The organism is Salmonella sp. 741265050_HSA (genome assembly GCF_046569445.1).
In the GTDB taxonomy this organism is placed as follows: Bacteria; Pseudomonadota; Gammaproteobacteria; order Enterobacterales; family Enterobacteriaceae; genus Salmonella; species Salmonella enterica.
Genome location: NZ_JBKFSV010000005.1, coordinates 101,645 through 118,625 on the forward strand (window position 1 = coordinate 101,645; position 16,981 = coordinate 118,625).

A 16,981-nucleotide genomic window follows, 5' to 3' on the forward strand; every position below is an offset into this window, starting at 1 on the left:
TACACAAAATCATTCAAGAAGCATCGCGACGGCAAGGGAAGAATCCCCGCGGGCATAGATAACTGTGTGACCGGGGTTTCTGAGCGCAGCCAACAAAGAGGCAGCTTGAAAGATGAAATGTATATAAGCCTTTATCATTGGAGGATGATATGGATATGTCACTGGCCGAGGACGCTCAGGAGACAATGGCAACGCTTGCTCCCGATCGCTTTTTCTTCATGTCGCCGTATCGCAGTTTTACCACTTCCGGGTGCTTCGCCCGTTATACCGAGCCTGCGGTTGCCGGAGATTCGCCGGATAGCCCTTTCCAGCAGAAATTGCGCCAGCAGTTTGCCGAGGCCAAATCGCAGGGCATCGCCAACCCTATCCTGGTGGGGGCGATCCCCTTTGATACCCGTCAGCCGTCGTCGCTATTTATCCCGATGGCGTGGCAGTCCTTTTCTCGCCAGCAAAAGCAGCGCACGGCGCGTTATTTTACTGACCATCAGCCGCTGACGGTGACGGCGCGAAAGGCGATTCCGGAGCAGGATGCTTTTGAAGCGATGGTCGCACGCGCGGCTATGCTGACCGCCACGCCAGACGTCGATAAAGTGGTGCTTTCCCGGTTAATAGATATCACCACTGATGTGGCGGTGGATAGCGGAGCATTGCTGGAGCGGCTGGTTGCGCAGAATCCAGTTAGTTACAACTTCCATGTGCCGCTGGCGGATGGCGGCGTTCTGCTGGGCGCCAGCCCCGAATTGCTGCTACGCAAGGAGGGCGAGCGGTTTAGTTCGCTGCCGTTAGCAGGCTCGGCACGCCGACAGCCGGATGACGTTCTGGATCGCGAGGCGGGAAACCGACTGCTGGCTTCACAAAAAGATCGCCATGAACATGAGCTGGTGACGCAGGCGATGAAGCAGATCCTGCGCGATCGCAGCACGGAACTGCAATTACCTTCCTCTCCGCAGTTGATCACCACGCCGACGCTATGGCATCTCGGTACGCCGTTTGAGGGCAAGGCCAACGCCGGAGAAAACGCGCTGACGCTGGCCTGTCTGCTGCATCCAACGCCTGCGTTAAGCGGTTTCCCCCATCAGGTCGCGAAAAAGCTGATTGCTGAACTGGAACCGTTCGATCGTGAACTGTTTGGCGGCATTGTCGGCTGGTGCGACGCCGAAGGAAACGGTGAGTGGGTAGTAACGATTCGTTGCGCGAAATTGCACGGTAATCAGGTGCGCCTGTTCGCCGGCGCCGGGATTGTCCCTGCCTCTTCGCCAGTCGGCGAGTGGCGGGAAACCGGCGTCAAGCTCTCTACGATGTTGAACGTTTTTGGACTGCATTAAGGAACGATGATGCGTATACCTTTCACCCGTTGGCCGGATGAATTTGCCCGCCGTTATCGTGAAAAAGGCTACTGGCAAGACGTGCCGTTGACCGATATTCTGACCCGCCACGCTGGCAGCGACAAGACGGCGGTCATTGAAGGCGAACGTGCATTCAGCTATCGCCAACTCAACCAGGCCGCGGATAATCTGGCCTGCTATTTACGCCGTCAGGGCATCAAACCTGGCGAAACCGCTCTGGTGCAACTGGGGAATGTACCGGAACTGTATATCACCTTTTTCGCCCTGTTGAAGCTTGGCGTAGCGCCCGTTCTGGCGCTGTTTAGCCATCAACGTACCGAACTTAACGCCTATGCGATGCAGATCGCGCCGACGCTGGTGATTGCCGATCGCCAACATATGCTGTTCGCCGGGGAGGACTTTCTCAACACGTTTGTGGCTGAACACCGCTCTGTGCGGGTGGTGTTATTGCGCAACGACGACGGCGATCACAGCCTGGACGCGGCGATGCGGCAGGCGGCGGAAGATTTCACCGCCACGCCATCACCTGCTGACGAAGTGGCCTACTTTCAGCTTTCCGGCGGTACTACCGGCACGCCAAAGCTTATTCCCCGTACCCATAACGACTATTACTACAGCGTGCGCCGCAGCAATGAGATTTGCGGTTTCAACGAGGATACGCGTTTTCTGTGCGCGATTCCCGCCGCGCATAACTACGCCATGAGTTCGCCGGGCGCGCTGGGCGTTTTTCTCGCCAAAGGAACGGTAGTGCTGGCGACCGATCCCAGCGCCACGCTCTGTTTCCCGCTGATCGAAAAACACCAGATTAATGCCACGGCGCTGGTGCCGCCCGCGGTCAGTCTATGGCTACAGGCTATCCAGGAGTGGGGCGGCAATGCGCCGCTGGCGTCATTAAGGTTATTGCAGGTCGGCGGCGCGCGGCTTTCTGCGACGCTGGCCGCCCGTATTCCGGCTGAAATTGGCTGTCAGTTGCAGCAGGTCTTCGGCATGGCGGAAGGGTTAGTGAACTATACCCGGCTGGACGATAGTCCGGAACGGATTATCAATACCCAGGGAAGACCCATGTGTCCGGACGACGAAGTGTGGGTGGCGGATGCTGGCGGGAATCCACTGCCGCCGGGCGAGATTGGTCGTCTGATGACGCGCGGCCCCTATACTTTTCGCGGCTATTTCAACAGTCCGCAACACAATGCCAGCGCCTTTGACGCCAACGGTTTTTACTGCTCCGGCGATCTGATCTCTATTGATCAAGACGGCTACATCACCGTTCACGGGCGTGAAAAAGATCAGATCAATCGGGGCGGCGAGAAGATAGCCGCCGAAGAGATAGAAAATCTGTTACTGCGCCACCCGGCGGTGATCCATGCGGCGCTGGTCAGCATGGAAGATGAACTGCTGGGGGAAAAAAGTTGCGCATATCTGGTGGTAAAAGAGCCGCTGCGAGCGGTACAGGTACGCCGTTTCCTGCGAGAGCAGGGCGTGGCGGAATTTAAATTACCGGATCGCGTGGAGTGCGTTGCGTCACTGCCGCTGACGCCGGTTGGTAAAGTCGATAAAAAACAATTACGCCAGCGGTTGGCGTCACGTTCACCGCTCTGAAGGAGAAAGAGAGATGGCCATTCCAAAACTACAGTCTTACGCGCTGCCCACCGCACTGGATATCCCGACCAACAAAGTGAACTGGGCATTTGAGCCGGAGCGCGCGGCTCTGCTCATCCACGATATGCAGGATTACTTTGTCAGCTTTTGGGGCCGCAACTGCCCAATGATGGACCAGGTAATTGCCAATATCGCCGCTCTGCGCCAGTACTGTAAGGAACATCATATCCCGGTTTATTACACCGCTCAGCCGAAAGAGCAAAGCGATGAAGATCGCGCGTTACTCAATGATATGTGGGGACCGGGACTGACGCGCTCTCCGGAACAGCAGAAGGTGGTAGAAGCCTTAACGCCGGATGAGGCGGATACGGTGCTGGTGAAGTGGCGTTATAGCGCGTTTCACCGCTCGCCGCTGGAACAGATGTTAAAAGATACCGGACGCAATCAGCTCATCATTACCGGCGTGTATGCGCATATTGGCTGTATGACCACCGCTACCGATGCGTTTATGCGCGACATTAAGCCGTTTATGGTGGCGGATGCGCTGGCGGATTTCAGCCGGGAAGAGCATCTGATGGCGCTGAACTATGTGGCGGGGCGTTCAGGTCGCGTCGTCATGACTGAATCGCTGCTGCCGACGCCGGTTCCTGCCAGTAAAGCGGCGCTGCGGGCGTTGATTCTGCCGTTGCTGGATGAGACCGACGAGCCGCTGGATGATGAAAACCTGATTGACTATGGCCTGGATTCAGTACGCATGATGGGGCTGGCGGCGCGCTGGCGTAAAGTACACGGCGATATCGACTTCGTGATGTTGGCGAAAAATCCGACCATTGACGCCTGGTGGGCGTTGCTTTCTCGCGGGGTAGAGTAATGCCCTGTATTGATTTTTCAGACAAAACGGTATGGGTGACCGGGGCGGGGAAAGGGATCGGTTACGCGACGGCGCTGGCGTTTGTTGACGCCGGGGCGCGGGTAATCGGCTTCGATCGCGAATTTACGCAAGAGAATTATCCCTTTGCTACCGAAGTCATGGATGTGGCGGATGCCGCACAGGTTGCTCAGGTGTGCCAGCGTGTGTTGCAAAAAACGCCGCGGCTGGATGTGCTGGTCAACGCCGCCGGTATTTTGCGTATGGGAGCGACCGATGCGCTTAGCGTCGATGACTGGCAGCAGACGTTTGCGGTCAATGTGGGCGGGGCATTTAACCTGTTTTCGCAGACGATGGCGCAGTTTCGCCGTCAGCAGGGAGGGGCGATTGTCACCGTAGCCTCAGATGCGGCGCATACGCCGCGCATTGGTATGAGCGCCTACGGCGCTTCTAAAGCGGCGCTGAAAAGCCTGGCGCTAACCGTAGGGCTGGAGCTGGCGGGCTGTGGGGTGCGCTGTAATGTGGTGTCGCCTGGTTCGACTGACACCGATATGCAGCGCACTTTATGGGTGAGTGAAGATGCCGAACAGCAGCGCATTCGCGGTTTTGGCGAACAGTTTAAGCTCGGCATACCGCTCGGTAAAATCGCCCGTCCGCAGGAGATAGCCAATACCATTTTGTTTCTTGCCTCCGATCTGGCCAGCCACATTACCTTGCAGGATATCGTGGTGGACGGTGGTTCAACATTGGGAGCCTGACGATGATCTGGAAACGGCATTTAACGCTGGATGAATTGAACGCTACCAGTCAGAACACGCTGGTGGCGCATCTGGGCATTGTTTACACCCGTCTGGGCGATGAAGTGCTGGAGGCGGAAATGCCCGTCGATGCCCGCACTCATCAACCGTTTGGTCTGCTACACGGCGGCGCATCGGCAGCGCTGGCGGAGACGTTAGGATCAATGGCGGGTTATCTGATGACCCGCGACGGGCAGTGCGTGGTCGGGACCGAGTTAAACGCCACTCACCACCGCGCCGTCTCGCAGGGGAAAGTACGCGGCGTTTGCCTGCCGCTGCATCTGGGGCGGCAGAATCAAAGCTGGGAAATTACGCTCTTTGACGAGCAGGGGAGGCGCTGCTGTACCTGTCGCCTGGGAACGGCGGTAATGGGATAGTTCTGGCAAAGTAAAATGCAATTGCAGCGTTAATGAAGAAAGGAAGTGATCTGGTTAACACTGTAATGTAAAAAATGGGTAACGATCCGGTTTTATCATGTTGTTGTGTTGTTAATTACGGTAAAGGTGTTATAGAAACAAAATGTAACATCTCTCTGGAACACCCAAACGGACAACAACTATGAATAAATCAGGGAAATACCTCGTCTGGACAGCGCTCTCAGTATTGGGTGCGTTTGCCCTGGGCTATATTGCGTTAAATCGTGGGGAACAGATCAACGCGCTATGGATCGTGGTGGCGTCGGTCTGTGTCTATCTTATTGCGTATCGTTTTTATGGGCTCTATATCGCCAAAAAAGTGCTGGCGGTTGACCCAACGCGTATGACGCCCGCGGTACGTCATAATGATGGTCTGGATTATGTCCCGACCGATAAAAAAGTGCTGTTCGGTCACCATTTTGCGGCCATTGCTGGCGCAGGTCCGCTGGTCGGGCCGGTACTGGCGGCGCAGATGGGCTATCTGCCGGGGATGATCTGGCTGCTGGCGGGCGTCGTGCTGGCGGGAGCGGTGCAGGACTTTATGGTGCTGTTCGTCTCGACCCGGCGCGATGGGCGTTCGCTTGGCGAGCTGGTTAAAGAGGAGATGGGCGCGACGGCAGGGGTGATCGCGCTGGTGGCCTGCTTTATGATCATGGTGATCATTCTGGCCGTCCTGGCGATGATCGTGGTGAAAGCGCTGACCCATAGCCCGTGGGGAACGTACACTGTTGCGTTCACCATTCCACTGGCGATTTTTATGGGCATCTACCTGCGTTATCTGCGTCCGGGGCGCATCGGCGAGGTGTCGGTCATTGGGCTGGTATTTCTTATTTTCGCTATTATTTCCGGCGGATGGGTGGCGGCAAGCCCAACCTGGGCGCCGTACTTTGATTTTACTGGCGTGCAGCTTACCTGGATGCTGGTGGGTTATGGTTTTGTCGCGGCGGTACTGCCGGTCTGGCTGCTGCTCGCGCCGCGTGATTACCTCTCTACCTTCCTGAAAATTGGTACGATTGTCGGTCTGGCGGTTGGGATTCTGATCATGCGTCCGACGCTGACTATGCCGGCGCTGACCAAATTTGTTGATGGTACCGGACCGGTCTGGACGGGCAACCTGTTCCCGTTCCTGTTTATTACCATCGCCTGCGGCGCGGTCTCCGGTTTCCATGCGCTCATCTCCTCCGGCACGACGCCGAAGATGTTGGCCAACGAAGGCCAGGCCTGCTTTATCGGCTACGGCGGGATGTTAATGGAATCTTTCGTCGCCATTATGGCGCTGGTCTCCGCCTGTATTATCGATCCGGGCGTTTACTTTGCGATGAATAGCCCGATGGCGGTACTGGCGCCAGCGGGGACAGCGGATGTCGTTGCTTCTGCTGCGCAGGTGGTCAGCAGTTGGGGTTTCGCTATCACGCCGGATACGTTACACCAGATTGCCAATGAAGTCGGCGAACAATCTATTATCTCCCGCGCAGGCGGTGCGCCAACGCTGGCGGTAGGGATGGCCTATATTTTACATGGCGCGTTGGGCGGCATGATGGATGTGGCGTTCTGGTATCACTTTGCCATTCTGTTTGAAGCGCTGTTTATTCTGACGGCGGTGGATGCGGGTACCCGTGCGGCGCGTTTTATGTTGCAGGATCTGTTGGGCGTAGTGTCGCCAGGGCTGAAACGTACCGATTCGCTGCCAGCGAACCTGCTTGCTACGGCATTGTGCGTGCTGGCGTGGGGGTATTTCCTCCATCAGGGCGTGGTCGATCCGTTGGGCGGTATTAACACCTTGTGGCCGCTGTTTGGCATCGCTAACCAGATGCTGGCGGGGATGGCGCTGATGCTTTGCGCCGTGGTACTGTTCAAAATGAAGCGTCAGCGTTATGCGTGGGTCGCGCTGGTGCCGACGGCCTGGCTGCTGATTTGTACGCTGACGGCGGGCTGGCAGAAAGCGTTTAGTCCGGATGCGAAAATCGGCTTCCTGGCCATTGCCAATAAGTTCCAGGCGATGATCGACAGCGGCAATATTCCGCCGCAGTACACCGAATCGCAGCTCGCGCAGTTGGTATTCAATAACCGTCTGGATGCCGGGCTAACCATCTTCTTTATGGTGGTGGTCGTGGTGCTGGCGGTCTTCTCTATTAAGACGGCGCTGGCCGCTCTGAAGATTGATAAACCGACGGCGAATGAAACGCCGTATGAGCCGATGCCGGAAAATGTGGATGAGATCGTGACGCAGGCGAAAGGCGCGCACTAATCTTTTTACATCAATAGCCCTCTCCAGAATAAGGAGAGGGCATTTGAATGACAGGTGACAACGATGTTCGATACGCTTTCAAAAGCCGGAAAATATCTGGGACAGGCCGCAAAAATGATGATTGGCGTGCCAGACTACGACAACTATGTGGAACATATGCGCATAACGCATCCGGATCAGACGCCGATGACCTATGAAGAATTTTTCCGCGAGCGGCAAGATGCGCGCTATGGTGGAAAAGGCGGCGCGCGTTGCTGCTGATGGTTGCCAGGCCTGATAAACGCAACGTCACCAGGCTATATTCTGAAAAATTCAACTTTTTCAAACGCCGCACGCAGGGTGTCTGGCGTTAACGTCACCGGTAAATAGTGGATGGATTCGACCGGGCGCAGGGTATGCGCGATTACCCTATCGATCTCGGCGGTGTTATGAATATCCACGTCCAGTTCGCTAAGTCGGGCCGGCAGATGAAATCGCCGGTACGCTGCAATCAATTGCGCCAGCACGTCATCTTGTCCCAGTAGCGCGCTTTGCACCAGAATGCCATAAGCCACTTTCGTTCCGTGCAGGAATTTTTCCGTTTGCGGCAGGACGGTCAGACCGTTGTGTACCGCGTGGGCGGCGGCGACACGGGTATAGCGTTCCCCGAGGCCGCCGACCATACCGCCGCCAGCGATAATCGCATCCACCACGTCGCAAAATGCCTGGGTCAGCCGACGCTGCTGTTTATCCGCTAATGCTTGTTCGCTGCTGGTCAGCAGGAGATCGCGAATAGCGCACGCGCTGTTAATGCCCAGTCTTACGGTCAAAGGTAACGTTTCAGGCTGCGGCGCAAGCACAACGGCTTCATACCATTTCGCCAGCGTATCGCCAATGCCAGCTAACAGATAGTCATCGGGCGCCTGCAGAATAATGCGCGGTTCGACCAGCACCAGAAAATTGGCATCATCAAAAATTTCGAACTGTAACGCCTGTCCCGCGTCGTTATACCAGACGGAAAGCGGTGTCCAGGCGGCGCAGGTTGCCGCGATGGTCGGGATAGCGACAAACGGCAGCGCCAGACGGCGGGCGAGCGCTTTGGCGGTATCGAGCAGCGCGCCGCCGCCGACGCCTATCACCACCTGACGATCGTTGTTGCAGGCGTGCGCCAGTTGGGCAACATGGCGTTCGCTACAATGGCCGGTAAACTGCAGATGTTTTGCGCCAGCACGTTCAAACGCTTCCGGCAGGTAAGGACGGGCGGCGGCAATCGCGCGTTCGCCGTACACCCAAACGGCGTGGGAAAGCTGTTCCGGCGTGAAAAAGTCTGTCAGTCTTCCGAGGCTTCCGGCATGGGAAAAATAATTCGCCGGGCCGGTAACGACGCGGATTTCAGTGTGGTTCATGTTGTGTTGTCCTTAGGGTCTTCTCACCGTTGTTATTATATTTAGACATCTAAACGTCTTGATTGCCAAATACTAACACCCTGTGATAGTGTGTCAACAACCACATCACTGGCGGGTATGAAGATAATGAGAAATAACCCACTGATTCCAAAAAGTAAATTACCCAATCTTGGCACCACGATTTTTACGCAAATGAGCGCGCTGGCGCAGAAACATCAGGCAATAAATTTATCGCAAGGCTTCCCTGATTTTGATGGTCCTCGTTATTTGCACGAGCGGTTGGCTTATCATGTCGCGCAGGGCGCGAATCAATATGCGCCGATGACGGGCGCGCAGGCGTTGAGGGAGGCCATTGCCGATAAAACGGCGGAAATATATGGTTATCGACCCGATGACGTCAGTGATATCACCGTCACGGCGGGCGCGACAGAAGCGCTGTATGCGGCGATTACCGCGCTGGTGCGGGCAGGGGATGAGGTTATCTGTTTCGATCCCAGTTACGACAGCTATGCCCCGGCCGTGGCGCTTTCCGGCGGCGTGTTAAAACGCATAGCGCTTACGCCGCCGCATTTTCGCGTCGACTGGCAGGCGTTTTCGGCGTTGCTTAGCGAGCGTACGCGGCTGGTGATCCTCAATACGCCGCATAATCCCACCGCTACCGTCTGGCGTCAGGCGGATATCGAGGCGCTGTGGCAGGCTATCGGCGAGCGGGAAATTTATGTATTAAGCGATGAAGTGTACGAACATATTTGTTTTGCCATCGAAGGTCATGCCAGCGTATTGGCGCACCCTCAGTTACGAGAGCGGGCGGTTGCCGTTTCATCGTTTGGTAAAACCTTTCATATGACAGGATGGAAGATTGGTTACTGCGTTGCGCCTGCGGCCATTAGCGCCGAAATACGCAAAGTTCACCAGTACCTGACGTTTTGCGTCAATACGCCGGCGCAACTGGCGTTGGCGGATATGCTGCGCGCCGCGCCGGAACACTATCGCGCATTACCCGATTTTTACCGGAAAAAACGCGATGTGCTGGTTAACGCGTTGGCGCAAAGCCGATTAAAAGTGCTGCCCTGTGAAGGTACCTATTTTCTGTTAATCGATTACAGCGCAGTGTCGACGCTAAATGACGTTGAGTTTTGTCAGTGGCTAACCGAAGAAGTCGGTGTCGCCGCTATTCCGCTCTCTGTCTTTTGCGCCGCCCCTTTCCCGCATCAGCTTATACGTTTATGTTTCGCTAAACAGGAATCAACGCTGCTGGCCGCCGCAGATCGCCTGTGTAAACTGTAGTTATTTAACCGTCCACGCTCTGGAGAATCGACGGTCTGCAAAAAGCTCCTGCAGGCCATTGATCTGTTTTAGGCGCAGGACTTCATCGGCGTCCATACCTAACTCCTGGCCGATTTTGCTCTCGTCCCAGCCTAGCAGAGAAAGTTCGCGCACGATTTCTGACATGGCGTGGATCTGGTGGCGCCCGCGCGCGCGGTTATGCCGAATGGTTGCCGCCATGCGTTCGTGACGTTCTCTGTCCAGACATGTTATCGGCAGGTAGCCTTTCAGACGCCTTTTCAGGGCCGCTTTTCCTTTGCCCAGCTCATGACGGTGAAAACCGTCCACAATCTCGTATTCCTCGGCATCGGCCTTTACCACCACTATCGGCTGAGTAAATCCATCTTGTTCAATCGATTTCAGCAGCAGTTTTTTCTCCGGCGGCGCAACGTTATTCGGGTTGTAGTCATTAGGCGAAATATGATCGTTTTTCACCCACAGGACACAATCGACAGGCTCATCGCGAAAAGGACTAACGCTATGTATCGCCATTCTAAATTCATTAATGGCGGCGATTCTCTCTTCTTCAGGCAGTTCAGAGAGAAAGTGAGTTATTTCGGTTGTGAGTCGGTGTTGCATAAGATCCCCCATTCCTGGCGTTTAGTTTTCATACGTTCGTTATAACGCTGGTAATTCTTAGGTTTTGTCGGACTGAATGACAGCGCCCGGCACCAGTAATCATTGTTCAGTAATACTTTGCAGATCCGCCGCCACGACGGAATATCCCGCGATCCGATATCGCCCTGCTGCGTCTGTGGGATGGTGTTCATGCCTTTTTTCTTATACCACTGCAAATAAACGGCGATTTTATTACGGTAATGTTCGGCAGTGACTTCAGGCATACTGTGTAGCAGGAGCAGCGCATACTCCTCCCAGTTAAGGTGATCGGGTTTTAAAATTTTCCGGTGGCCGTAAAAATGGCTGTCCTGCCCGGCGTATATTCCTCCGCTGAGTACGCCGCTGACTCTGGCGCACATGGCCGCCCAGCGCTCAGGTTCGATAACATGATACAGCCATAGCCCCTGCCGTTGTTCCGGGCCGAACGGTTCACAAATACGCATGTAACGGGCCGGTACGCCAGCCTGATACATCAAATTATACAAAGGGTTACATGGTTTACCTGTTTTGGCAAACCAGGTCCAGATATCTGCGGTTTTCCAGTCATAGATGGGGTAGATATACCAGGTGTGCCCCCTGGGGGCTAACGTGGTCCAGGGCTTATCGTCGGCAAAGCGCAGCTTATGCGAGTTAGCAATAGCGACAAACCGGTTATAGGATTCGTCGGAACGAATACCGACCAGCATAGCGGCAGGACGCTTTTCTGAAAACCAGTCGGCAAAATCGCGAACGAACTGTTCAAAGGTCATGCCGTGTTGATAAAAGGAAAAAAAGGCCGGATCGGTAATCGCATCTTCTGGCGGTTGTCGTACCCAGTCGGCACCCGGCTGCCAACACTGCCACTCCGGCTGGTATTGTGAAAGGGAATTTTGTGTGGTTAAGGGTAATGCGACCCAATAAAAACGCTCAATAACGTCCGCGTAGTATTCACGTAATGATTCAATATAGGCGATGGTACAGGAGAATTGCGCTTCCCAGTCAATGAAGAGAACGTGGATCTTTTTATTCATTTTGCGCGCCAACGTTGCCGTCAGGTGCAGCATAAGTCCTGAATCTTTACCACCAGAAAATGAGACGCAGACCCGGGGTAAGGTTTCCAGGGTCCACATTATACGCTCTTGAGCCGCTTCCAGAACATTTTGCTCAAGCGGAACTTTATAAACCGACATCTCTGGATAGTCTCCGATGTGTTAACTACAGTATATTCGAAATAATTAACATAAAGGATAAGCTGATTAGATGAACTTGCAATGCTTTATTATATTTATTAAATAAATGCATTATATAAATATATACATTGAATTTATATTAATATTCGTTATCTGACCTTCTTATTAATGCTTTTTTGTTATTTGCTCAATGAGCTCAGTAAATCCGCTATTATTCAGCGAAGCTCTATTATACATAAGATAGAGTTGTATGGGAGCAATGGTAAAAGGTATGGTGATTTTTTTAAGTTTGATAGTGGATGAGTAATAGTCAACAAGTGATTGTGGTAAAAAACCAATAAGCTCCGTGGCGCTGATGGCGTTGGCGATGGTTATCAGCGATTTGCTTCTGAAACCAATTATTCTTTCCCCCAGCATATTATGGATAAGTGAATGATGCTCTTTTATATCGTTTTCCCGGGCGACGAATTGCGTAAATGACTCTTGTAGAATTTCGTCGATAGTTGCGGTTTCACCTAGCCGGGGATGGTTTTCACTGCAAGCCAGGATACATTCCACCTTATTAAAGTGAGTACAAACAATAGAACGATTATTGAGTGGGGCCATTGAAACCACAATATCTGCTTTGCGGTAGGCAAGAAGATCTTCAGGCTGTTCGTCAGTGGTCAAAATATCGTGATGTTCAATTTCAACCTGTGAATCTTTGCGGATATATTCAACTAATTTCATCACATATTGGGTGATCAACAGCTGTGGACTGTAAATAATAAACTTTTTCTTCAGGCTGGACTGATTCATTATATTAATAGTTTGTTCCAGGCTGTTAAGGTTATTTTCTAAATGATAATGTAAATTAATGCCTGTTACGGTAGGCGTAATTCCTTTGCCTGAACGAATAAATAAAGGGTCATTGAATTGCGTGCGCAGGCGTTGCAATGACTGGCTTACGGCAGAAGGTGTAATATAGAGAGTTTCTGCCGCTTTGCTAATGCTTAAATGTTGATAAATACATTCAAATATAACCAACAAGTTAAGATCAAATTTTTTAAGGTCGTAAAGGTTAGCCATAGTATCTTCCTGGCATAATCATGGTATCTTCCATGATTATGACTTAATCTCAATAATTTACCAGAATTATGTTTATTAAACTTAATGTAGAGTTTATTTAAACTAAAATACCACAGTTATGAATATTTTAGCGAGTAAATAATTACAGTAAAGGCTGTCATAACTGACACTTATATAATCACGCCGTTAGTCTAAAAGGCTGTGCCGGATGACATGCTGGTCTGGCGTCGCGTTAATGCCAGGAGGAGGTTGGCCCGACAAACACAGCGCTATCGGGCGTGGTACGGTTAAGCTCCTGCCTTGCTAATTTATGCGTTAAGGCTGCCCCATCATGGCGTCCAGTTGCGCTTTTTCCGGTAAACCCACAACCTGTTGCAACGTCTTATCTTTATTCATGTAATAAATTGCTGGCGTCGCGTTAGCACCAAGATCGTCCATTAACTGCTCATTCTGATTAATGACTTTCATCTGCGCCGGGGGGATGGACGCCGGAACCTCCAGCTTCATCTTTCCTGCGGAGGCTTCATAGTCATGCCAGGTTTTCGCCGGGTCTTTCGCGGCTAAAATCGCTGCGGCTGTGGCCGGGCTTTCCGGTTTAATCACGCCCACCAGTAACGTACGTAATTGTACCTTGCCGGATTCGACCCACGGGCGAGCTTGCTGCCAAAACTGCTTACAATAGGGGCAGAAAGGGTCGGCGAAGACATACAGCACCACCGGCGCGTCTTTTTTACCGTCGAGTATCCATGACGCTTTTTCCATTTTCTGCCACATTTCACGTCCGGCGGGCGCATAGATCTCTTTTTCTATCAGGGCGTTGCTAAGATTTTCACCTTTTTCATTATACATATAGCCGGAAATCGCGTGTTTACCGTCCGGCGTCAGGTAAATCGTGACGCCCATATCCTGATACTTTCCGAGATAGCCCTTCATGCCCCCCGGCGCCTCGAAGGATTTCAGGATAGTGATGCCCTGTTTTTCAATGGCTTTAACCGGCGCAGGCAGTTCTTCCGCGTGGGCGAGAATGGGCAGCATAGCAAGCAGCAATGTACGTTTAATCATATTTTTTCCTTTTAAGATCAAAGCGAAAAGAGTATTAATGATGATGCCTATCACAGACATAGGTAAGAGCTGGCGTGCCAGGATTGCCCTTTCTATGCTGGGGTGATGTAATCCTTTTCGCTGTTACAGCCTTTGTTAAGGTAATGTAGAGCGCAACACTTAGCCAGCATATACGCTATGGATTTCGAGTTGCAGACAATACGTCTGTAATTTGCAAGACGAGTCGTACTGGCTCTGAAGTTACCTGCGGGTAGTTCAGGTAATGGGGCCGCCTGTCAGGCGGCCTTTTTACTTTAGATGGCTGACAGGGCGCAGTGTTCACAATGTCGCCCGAATCGGGTTGTTAGTTAACGCTTATTGATTTGATAATGGAAACGCATTAGCCGAATCAGCAAAATTTCGTTAACTTACTCCTCAACGAAAACACGGAGGAAGTATAGATGTCCTTAATTAACACCAAAATCAAACCTTTCAAAAACCAGGCGTTCAAAAACGGTGAGTTCATTGAAGTCACCGAGAAAGATACCGAAGGCCGCTGGAGCGTCTTCTTCTTCTACCCGGCCGATTTTACCTTTGTTTGCCCGACTGAACTGGGTGACGTTGCCGACCATTACGAAGAACTGCAGAAGCTGGGCGTAGACGTTTATTCCGTCTCAACCGATACTCACTTCACGCACAAAGCATGGCACAGCAGCTCTGAAACTATCGCAAAAATCAAATATGCGATGATCGGCGACCCGACTGGCGCCCTGACCCGTAACTTCGACAACATGCGTGAAGATGAAGGTCTGGCAGACCGTGCGACCTTTGTTGTTGACCCGCAGGGTATCATCCAGGCGATCGAAGTTACCGCTGAAGGTATCGGCCGTGACGCGTCTGACCTGCTGCGTAAAATTAAAGCAGCACAGTATGTTGCCGCTCACCCAGGCGAAGTATGCCCGGCGAAATGGAAAGAAGGTGAAGCGACTCTGGCTCCATCTTTAGACCTGGTCGGTAAAATCTAAATTTCCGTCGCCTTTCACGCCATAGCTGCGTTGGCGTCGCCTGCTCACCCCGGTCACTTACTTCAGTAAGCTCACGGGGATTCTCAGGCTGGCCGCCTTACTCTGACGTGAAATACTTTGGAAATTGTTTCAGTCATGGGCGCACCCGCGCCCATTTCATTTCAGCACCATGACGCAAGTTGCATTAATGCAGTCCCGCGAAGTCGGCTTGCATGATGATGTTTTCAGAGAGGGAAGAAGAATGCTCGACACAAATATGAAAACCCAGCTCAGGGCTTACCTTGAGAAACTGACCAAACCTGTTGAGCTGATTGCCACGCTGGATGACAGCGCTAAATCGGCGGAAATCAAGGAACTGCTGGCTGAAATCGCCGAGCTGTCCGACAAAGTCACGTTTAAAGAAGACAATACTCTGCCGGTGCGCAAGCCGTCTTTCCTGATTACGAATCCAGGTTCTCAGCAGGGGCCGCGCTTTGCCGGTTCTCCGCTGGGCCACGAATTTACCTCGCTGGTTTTGGCGCTGCTGTGGACCGGCGGTCATCCGTCAAAAGAAGCGCAGTCGCTGCTGGAGCAGATTCGCGATATTGACGGCGATTTTGAATTCGAAACTTATTATTCACTCTCCTGCCATAACTGCCCGGACGTAGTGCAGGCGCTGAACCTGATGGCGGTGCTGAACCCGCGTATTAAACATACGGCAATTGATGGCGGCACCTTCCAGAACGAAATCACCGAACGTAGCGTGATGGGTGTTCCGGCGGTATTTGTTAACGGTAAAGAGTTCGGCCAGGGACGTATGACTCTGACCGAGATTGTCGCTAAAGTGGATACTGGCGCAGAAAAACGCGCGGCGGAAGCGCTGAACAAACGCGATGCGTATGACGTACTGATTGTCGGCTCCGGCCCGGCGGGCGCGGCGGCAGCGGTCTACTCGGCGCGCAAAGGCATCCGTACCGGTCTGATGGGCGAGCGCTTCGGCGGTCAGGTGCTGGATACCGTGGATATCGAAAACTATATCTCAGTGCCGAAAACCGAAGGCCAGAAACTGGCGGGCGCGCTGAAAGCGCATGTCAGCGATTATGACGTTGACGTTATCGACAGCCAGAGCGCAAGTAAACTGGTTCCGGCCGCGACAGAAGGCGGCCTGCATCAGATTGAAACGGCGTCCGGCGCAGTATTGAAAGCGCGCAGTATCATCATCGCCACCGGCGCGAAATGGCGCAATATGAATGTGCCGGGCGAGGATCAGTATCGCACCAAAGGCGTCACCTATTGCCCGCACTGCGACGGTCCGTTATTTAAAGGGAAGCGTGTGGCGGTCATCGGCGGCGGCAACTCTGGCGTTGAAGCGGCTATCGATCTGGCAGGTATTGTAGAACATGTTACGTTGCTGGAGTTCGCGCCGGAGATGAAGGCGGATCAGGTGCTACAGGACAAAGTGCGTAGCCTGAAAAATGTCGATATCATTTTGAATGCGCAAACGACAGAAGTGAAGGGCGACGGTTCGAAAGTGGTGGGGCTGGAGTATCGTGACCGTGTCAGCGGCGATATTCATAGCGTCGCGCTGGCAGGGATTTTTGTGCAGATTGGTCTGTTGCCGAATACCCACTGGCTGGAAGGCGCGCTTGAGCGTAACCGCATGGGCGAGATCATTATTGACGCCAAATGTGAAACCAGCGTTAAGGGCGTCTTCGCCGCAGGCGATTGTACCACCGTTCCTTACAAACAGATTATCATCGCCACAGGCGAAGGGGCGAAAGCCTCGTTGAGCGCCTTTGATTATCTGATTCGTACCAAAATCGCATAAAAAGAAGTAAGCACACCTGCAAGGTCAGTTAACTGGCCATCGTAAATGGCCCGATAGTGTAAGCTATTCGGGCCTGCGGTGTTTATGCCCGGGGAACGCCGCCGGCTAAAACACCTTCTTCATTATCAATACTCTGAAACCGTCTGTTAATAACAGACGGTTTTTTATTTCAACGGTCTTCTGTTTTTAAACTTTGAAACAATAAAAAAGCCTTCTACGGATTTAACTGGAATTTTTCTGTTTTTTTATCAAAGAAAGATTAAGCGCT

Annotated in this window: 15 protein-coding genes; 10 read left to right on the plus strand and 5 right to left on the minus strand. The window is 52.8% G+C overall.

From position 1 onward, the window contains the following. Positions 1-149 precede the first annotated feature (149 nt). The 7 genes from entC (at position 150) to ACLD4F_RS12475 (ending at position 7,535) form a co-directional block, all read left to right on the plus strand. Complete coding sequence (gene entC, locus ACLD4F_RS12445) at positions 150-1,325, plus strand: isochorismate synthase EntC (protein ID WP_000367596.1); 1,176 nt, start codon at positions 150-152, stop codon at positions 1,323-1,325. 9 nt (positions 1,326-1,334) lie between these two features. Further along, entirely contained in the window at positions 1,335-2,945 is a 1,611-nt protein-coding gene (gene entE / locus ACLD4F_RS12450) for a (2,3-dihydroxybenzoyl)adenylate synthase EntE (protein WP_078057651.1), read from the plus strand. A 13-nt stretch (positions 2,946-2,958) separates the two neighbouring features. Further along, positions 2,959-3,816, plus strand: a complete 858-nt coding sequence (locus ACLD4F_RS12455) for an isochorismatase (RefSeq protein WP_001007166.1) — start codon at positions 2,959-2,961, stop codon at positions 3,814-3,816. Then, positions 3,816-4,571: a 2,3-dihydro-2,3-dihydroxybenzoate dehydrogenase EntA gene (entA, locus tag ACLD4F_RS12460; protein ID WP_020839499.1), complete on the plus strand. Its 756-nt coding sequence runs from the start codon at positions 3,816-3,818 to the stop codon at positions 4,569-4,571. Before ACLD4F_RS12455 ends, entA begins: the two co-directional genes overlap by 1 nt. A gap of 2 nt (positions 4,572-4,573) precedes the next feature. Then, positions 4,574-4,987 carry a proofreading thioesterase EntH gene (gene entH, locus ACLD4F_RS12465; RefSeq protein ID WP_000637969.1) on the plus strand — a complete coding sequence of 138 codons (414 nt, stop codon included), beginning with the start codon at positions 4,574-4,576 and terminating at the stop codon, positions 4,985-4,987. Between the two features lie 181 nt (positions 4,988-5,168). Next, the gene (cstA, locus tag ACLD4F_RS12470; protein ID WP_001043110.1) at positions 5,169-7,274 is read left to right on the plus strand and encodes a pyruvate/proton symporter CstA; all 2,106 of its coding nucleotides are present in this window, start codon (positions 5,169-5,171) and stop codon (positions 7,272-7,274) included. Positions 7,275-7,337: 63 nt separating this feature from the next. Next, complete coding sequence (locus ACLD4F_RS12475; RefSeq protein WP_000460619.1) at positions 7,338-7,535, plus strand: YbdD/YjiX family protein; 198 nt, start codon at positions 7,338-7,340, stop codon at positions 7,533-7,535. A gap of 35 nt (positions 7,536-7,570) precedes the next feature. Here the strand turns inward: ACLD4F_RS12475 and ACLD4F_RS12480 are convergent, their stop codons facing one another. After that, positions 7,571-8,659 (minus strand): oxidoreductase, encoded by a 1,089-nt coding sequence (locus tag ACLD4F_RS12480; RefSeq protein ID WP_076726231.1) that lies wholly within the window; start codon positions 8,657-8,659, stop codon positions 7,571-7,573. 126 nt (positions 8,660-8,785) lie between these two features. Here ACLD4F_RS12480 and ACLD4F_RS12485 point away from each other — a divergent pair, with 126 nt between their 5' ends. Next, positions 8,786-9,946 carry a pyridoxal phosphate-dependent aminotransferase gene (locus ACLD4F_RS12485; RefSeq protein WP_076726233.1) on the plus strand — a complete coding sequence of 387 codons (1,161 nt, stop codon included), beginning with the start codon at positions 8,786-8,788 and terminating at the stop codon, positions 9,944-9,946. Here ACLD4F_RS12485 and ACLD4F_RS12490 read toward each other — a convergent pair whose 3' ends face one another. From ACLD4F_RS12490 to dsbG, 4 genes are all read right to left on the minus strand, one after another. Further along, complete coding sequence (locus tag ACLD4F_RS12490; protein WP_001164755.1) at positions 9,947-10,564, minus strand: IbrB-like domain-containing protein; 618 nt, start codon at positions 10,562-10,564, stop codon at positions 9,947-9,949. It lies immediately after the preceding gene. Next, positions 10,537-11,772, minus strand: a complete 1,236-nt coding sequence (locus ACLD4F_RS12495) for a phosphoadenosine phosphosulfate reductase (RefSeq protein WP_076726236.1) — start codon at positions 11,770-11,772, stop codon at positions 10,537-10,539. Before ACLD4F_RS12495 ends, ACLD4F_RS12490 begins: the two co-directional genes overlap by 28 nt. Before the next feature lie 165 nt (positions 11,773-11,937). Further along, positions 11,938-12,840, minus strand: coding sequence for a DNA-binding transcriptional repressor CitR (gene citR, locus ACLD4F_RS12500; RefSeq protein WP_076726238.1), 903 nt, complete (start codon positions 12,838-12,840; stop codon positions 11,938-11,940). 315 nt (positions 12,841-13,155) lie between these two features. Further along, positions 13,156-13,902 carry a thiol:disulfide interchange protein DsbG gene (dsbG, locus tag ACLD4F_RS12505; protein WP_079944458.1) on the minus strand — a complete coding sequence of 249 codons (747 nt, stop codon included), beginning with the start codon at positions 13,900-13,902 and terminating at the stop codon, positions 13,156-13,158. Between the two features lie 440 nt (positions 13,903-14,342). Between dsbG and ahpC the strand changes: the two genes are divergently transcribed. Both ahpC and ahpF read left to right on the plus strand, forming a co-directional pair. Further along, positions 14,343-14,906 carry an alkyl hydroperoxide reductase subunit C gene (gene ahpC / locus ACLD4F_RS12510; RefSeq protein ID WP_000052802.1) on the plus strand — a complete coding sequence of 188 codons (564 nt, stop codon included), beginning with the start codon at positions 14,343-14,345 and terminating at the stop codon, positions 14,904-14,906. 241 nt (positions 14,907-15,147) lie between these two features. Further along, a complete protein-coding gene (gene ahpF, locus ACLD4F_RS12515; RefSeq protein WP_079944457.1) occupies positions 15,148-16,713 on the plus strand; it encodes an alkyl hydroperoxide reductase subunit F in 1,566 nt (521 codons plus the stop codon). The last annotated feature ends 268 nt before the right edge of the window (positions 16,714-16,981 follow it).

Excerpts from the sequence above, each read along its gene's own strand:
- entC (WP_000367596.1), top strand. The coding sequence starts at position 150 with ATGGATATGTCACTGGCCGAGGACGCTCAGGAGACAATGGCAACGCTT.
- entE (WP_078057651.1), top strand. The coding sequence starts at position 1,335 with ATGCGTATACCTTTCACCCGTTGGCCGGATGAATTTGCCCGCCGTTAT.
- ACLD4F_RS12455 (WP_001007166.1), top strand. The coding sequence starts at position 2,959 with ATGGCCATTCCAAAACTACAGTCTTACGCGCTGCCCACCGCACTGGAT.
- entA (WP_020839499.1), top strand. The coding sequence starts at position 3,816 with ATGCCCTGTATTGATTTTTCAGACAAAACGGTATGGGTGACCGGGGCG.
- entH (WP_000637969.1), top strand. The coding sequence starts at position 4,574 with ATGATCTGGAAACGGCATTTAACGCTGGATGAATTGAACGCTACCAGT.
- cstA (WP_001043110.1), top strand. The coding sequence starts at position 5,169 with ATGAATAAATCAGGGAAATACCTCGTCTGGACAGCGCTCTCAGTATTG.
- ACLD4F_RS12475 (WP_000460619.1), top strand. The coding sequence starts at position 7,338 with ATGTTCGATACGCTTTCAAAAGCCGGAAAATATCTGGGACAGGCCGCA.
- ACLD4F_RS12480 (WP_076726231.1), bottom strand. The coding sequence starts at position 8,659 with ATGAACCACACTGAAATCCGCGTCGTTACCGGCCCGGCGAATTATTTT.
- ACLD4F_RS12485 (WP_076726233.1), top strand. The coding sequence starts at position 8,786 with ATGAGAAATAACCCACTGATTCCAAAAAGTAAATTACCCAATCTTGGC.
- ACLD4F_RS12490 (WP_001164755.1), bottom strand. The coding sequence starts at position 10,564 with ATGCAACACCGACTCACAACCGAAATAACTCACTTTCTCTCTGAACTG.
- ACLD4F_RS12495 (WP_076726236.1), bottom strand. The coding sequence starts at position 11,772 with ATGTCGGTTTATAAAGTTCCGCTTGAGCAAAATGTTCTGGAAGCGGCT.
- citR (WP_076726238.1), bottom strand. The coding sequence starts at position 12,840 with ATGGCTAACCTTTACGACCTTAAAAAATTTGATCTTAACTTGTTGGTT.
- dsbG (WP_079944458.1), bottom strand. The coding sequence starts at position 13,902 with ATGATTAAACGTACATTGCTGCTTGCTATGCTGCCCATTCTCGCCCAC.
- ahpC (WP_000052802.1), top strand. The coding sequence starts at position 14,343 with ATGTCCTTAATTAACACCAAAATCAAACCTTTCAAAAACCAGGCGTTC.
- ahpF (WP_079944457.1), top strand. The coding sequence starts at position 15,148 with ATGCTCGACACAAATATGAAAACCCAGCTCAGGGCTTACCTTGAGAAA.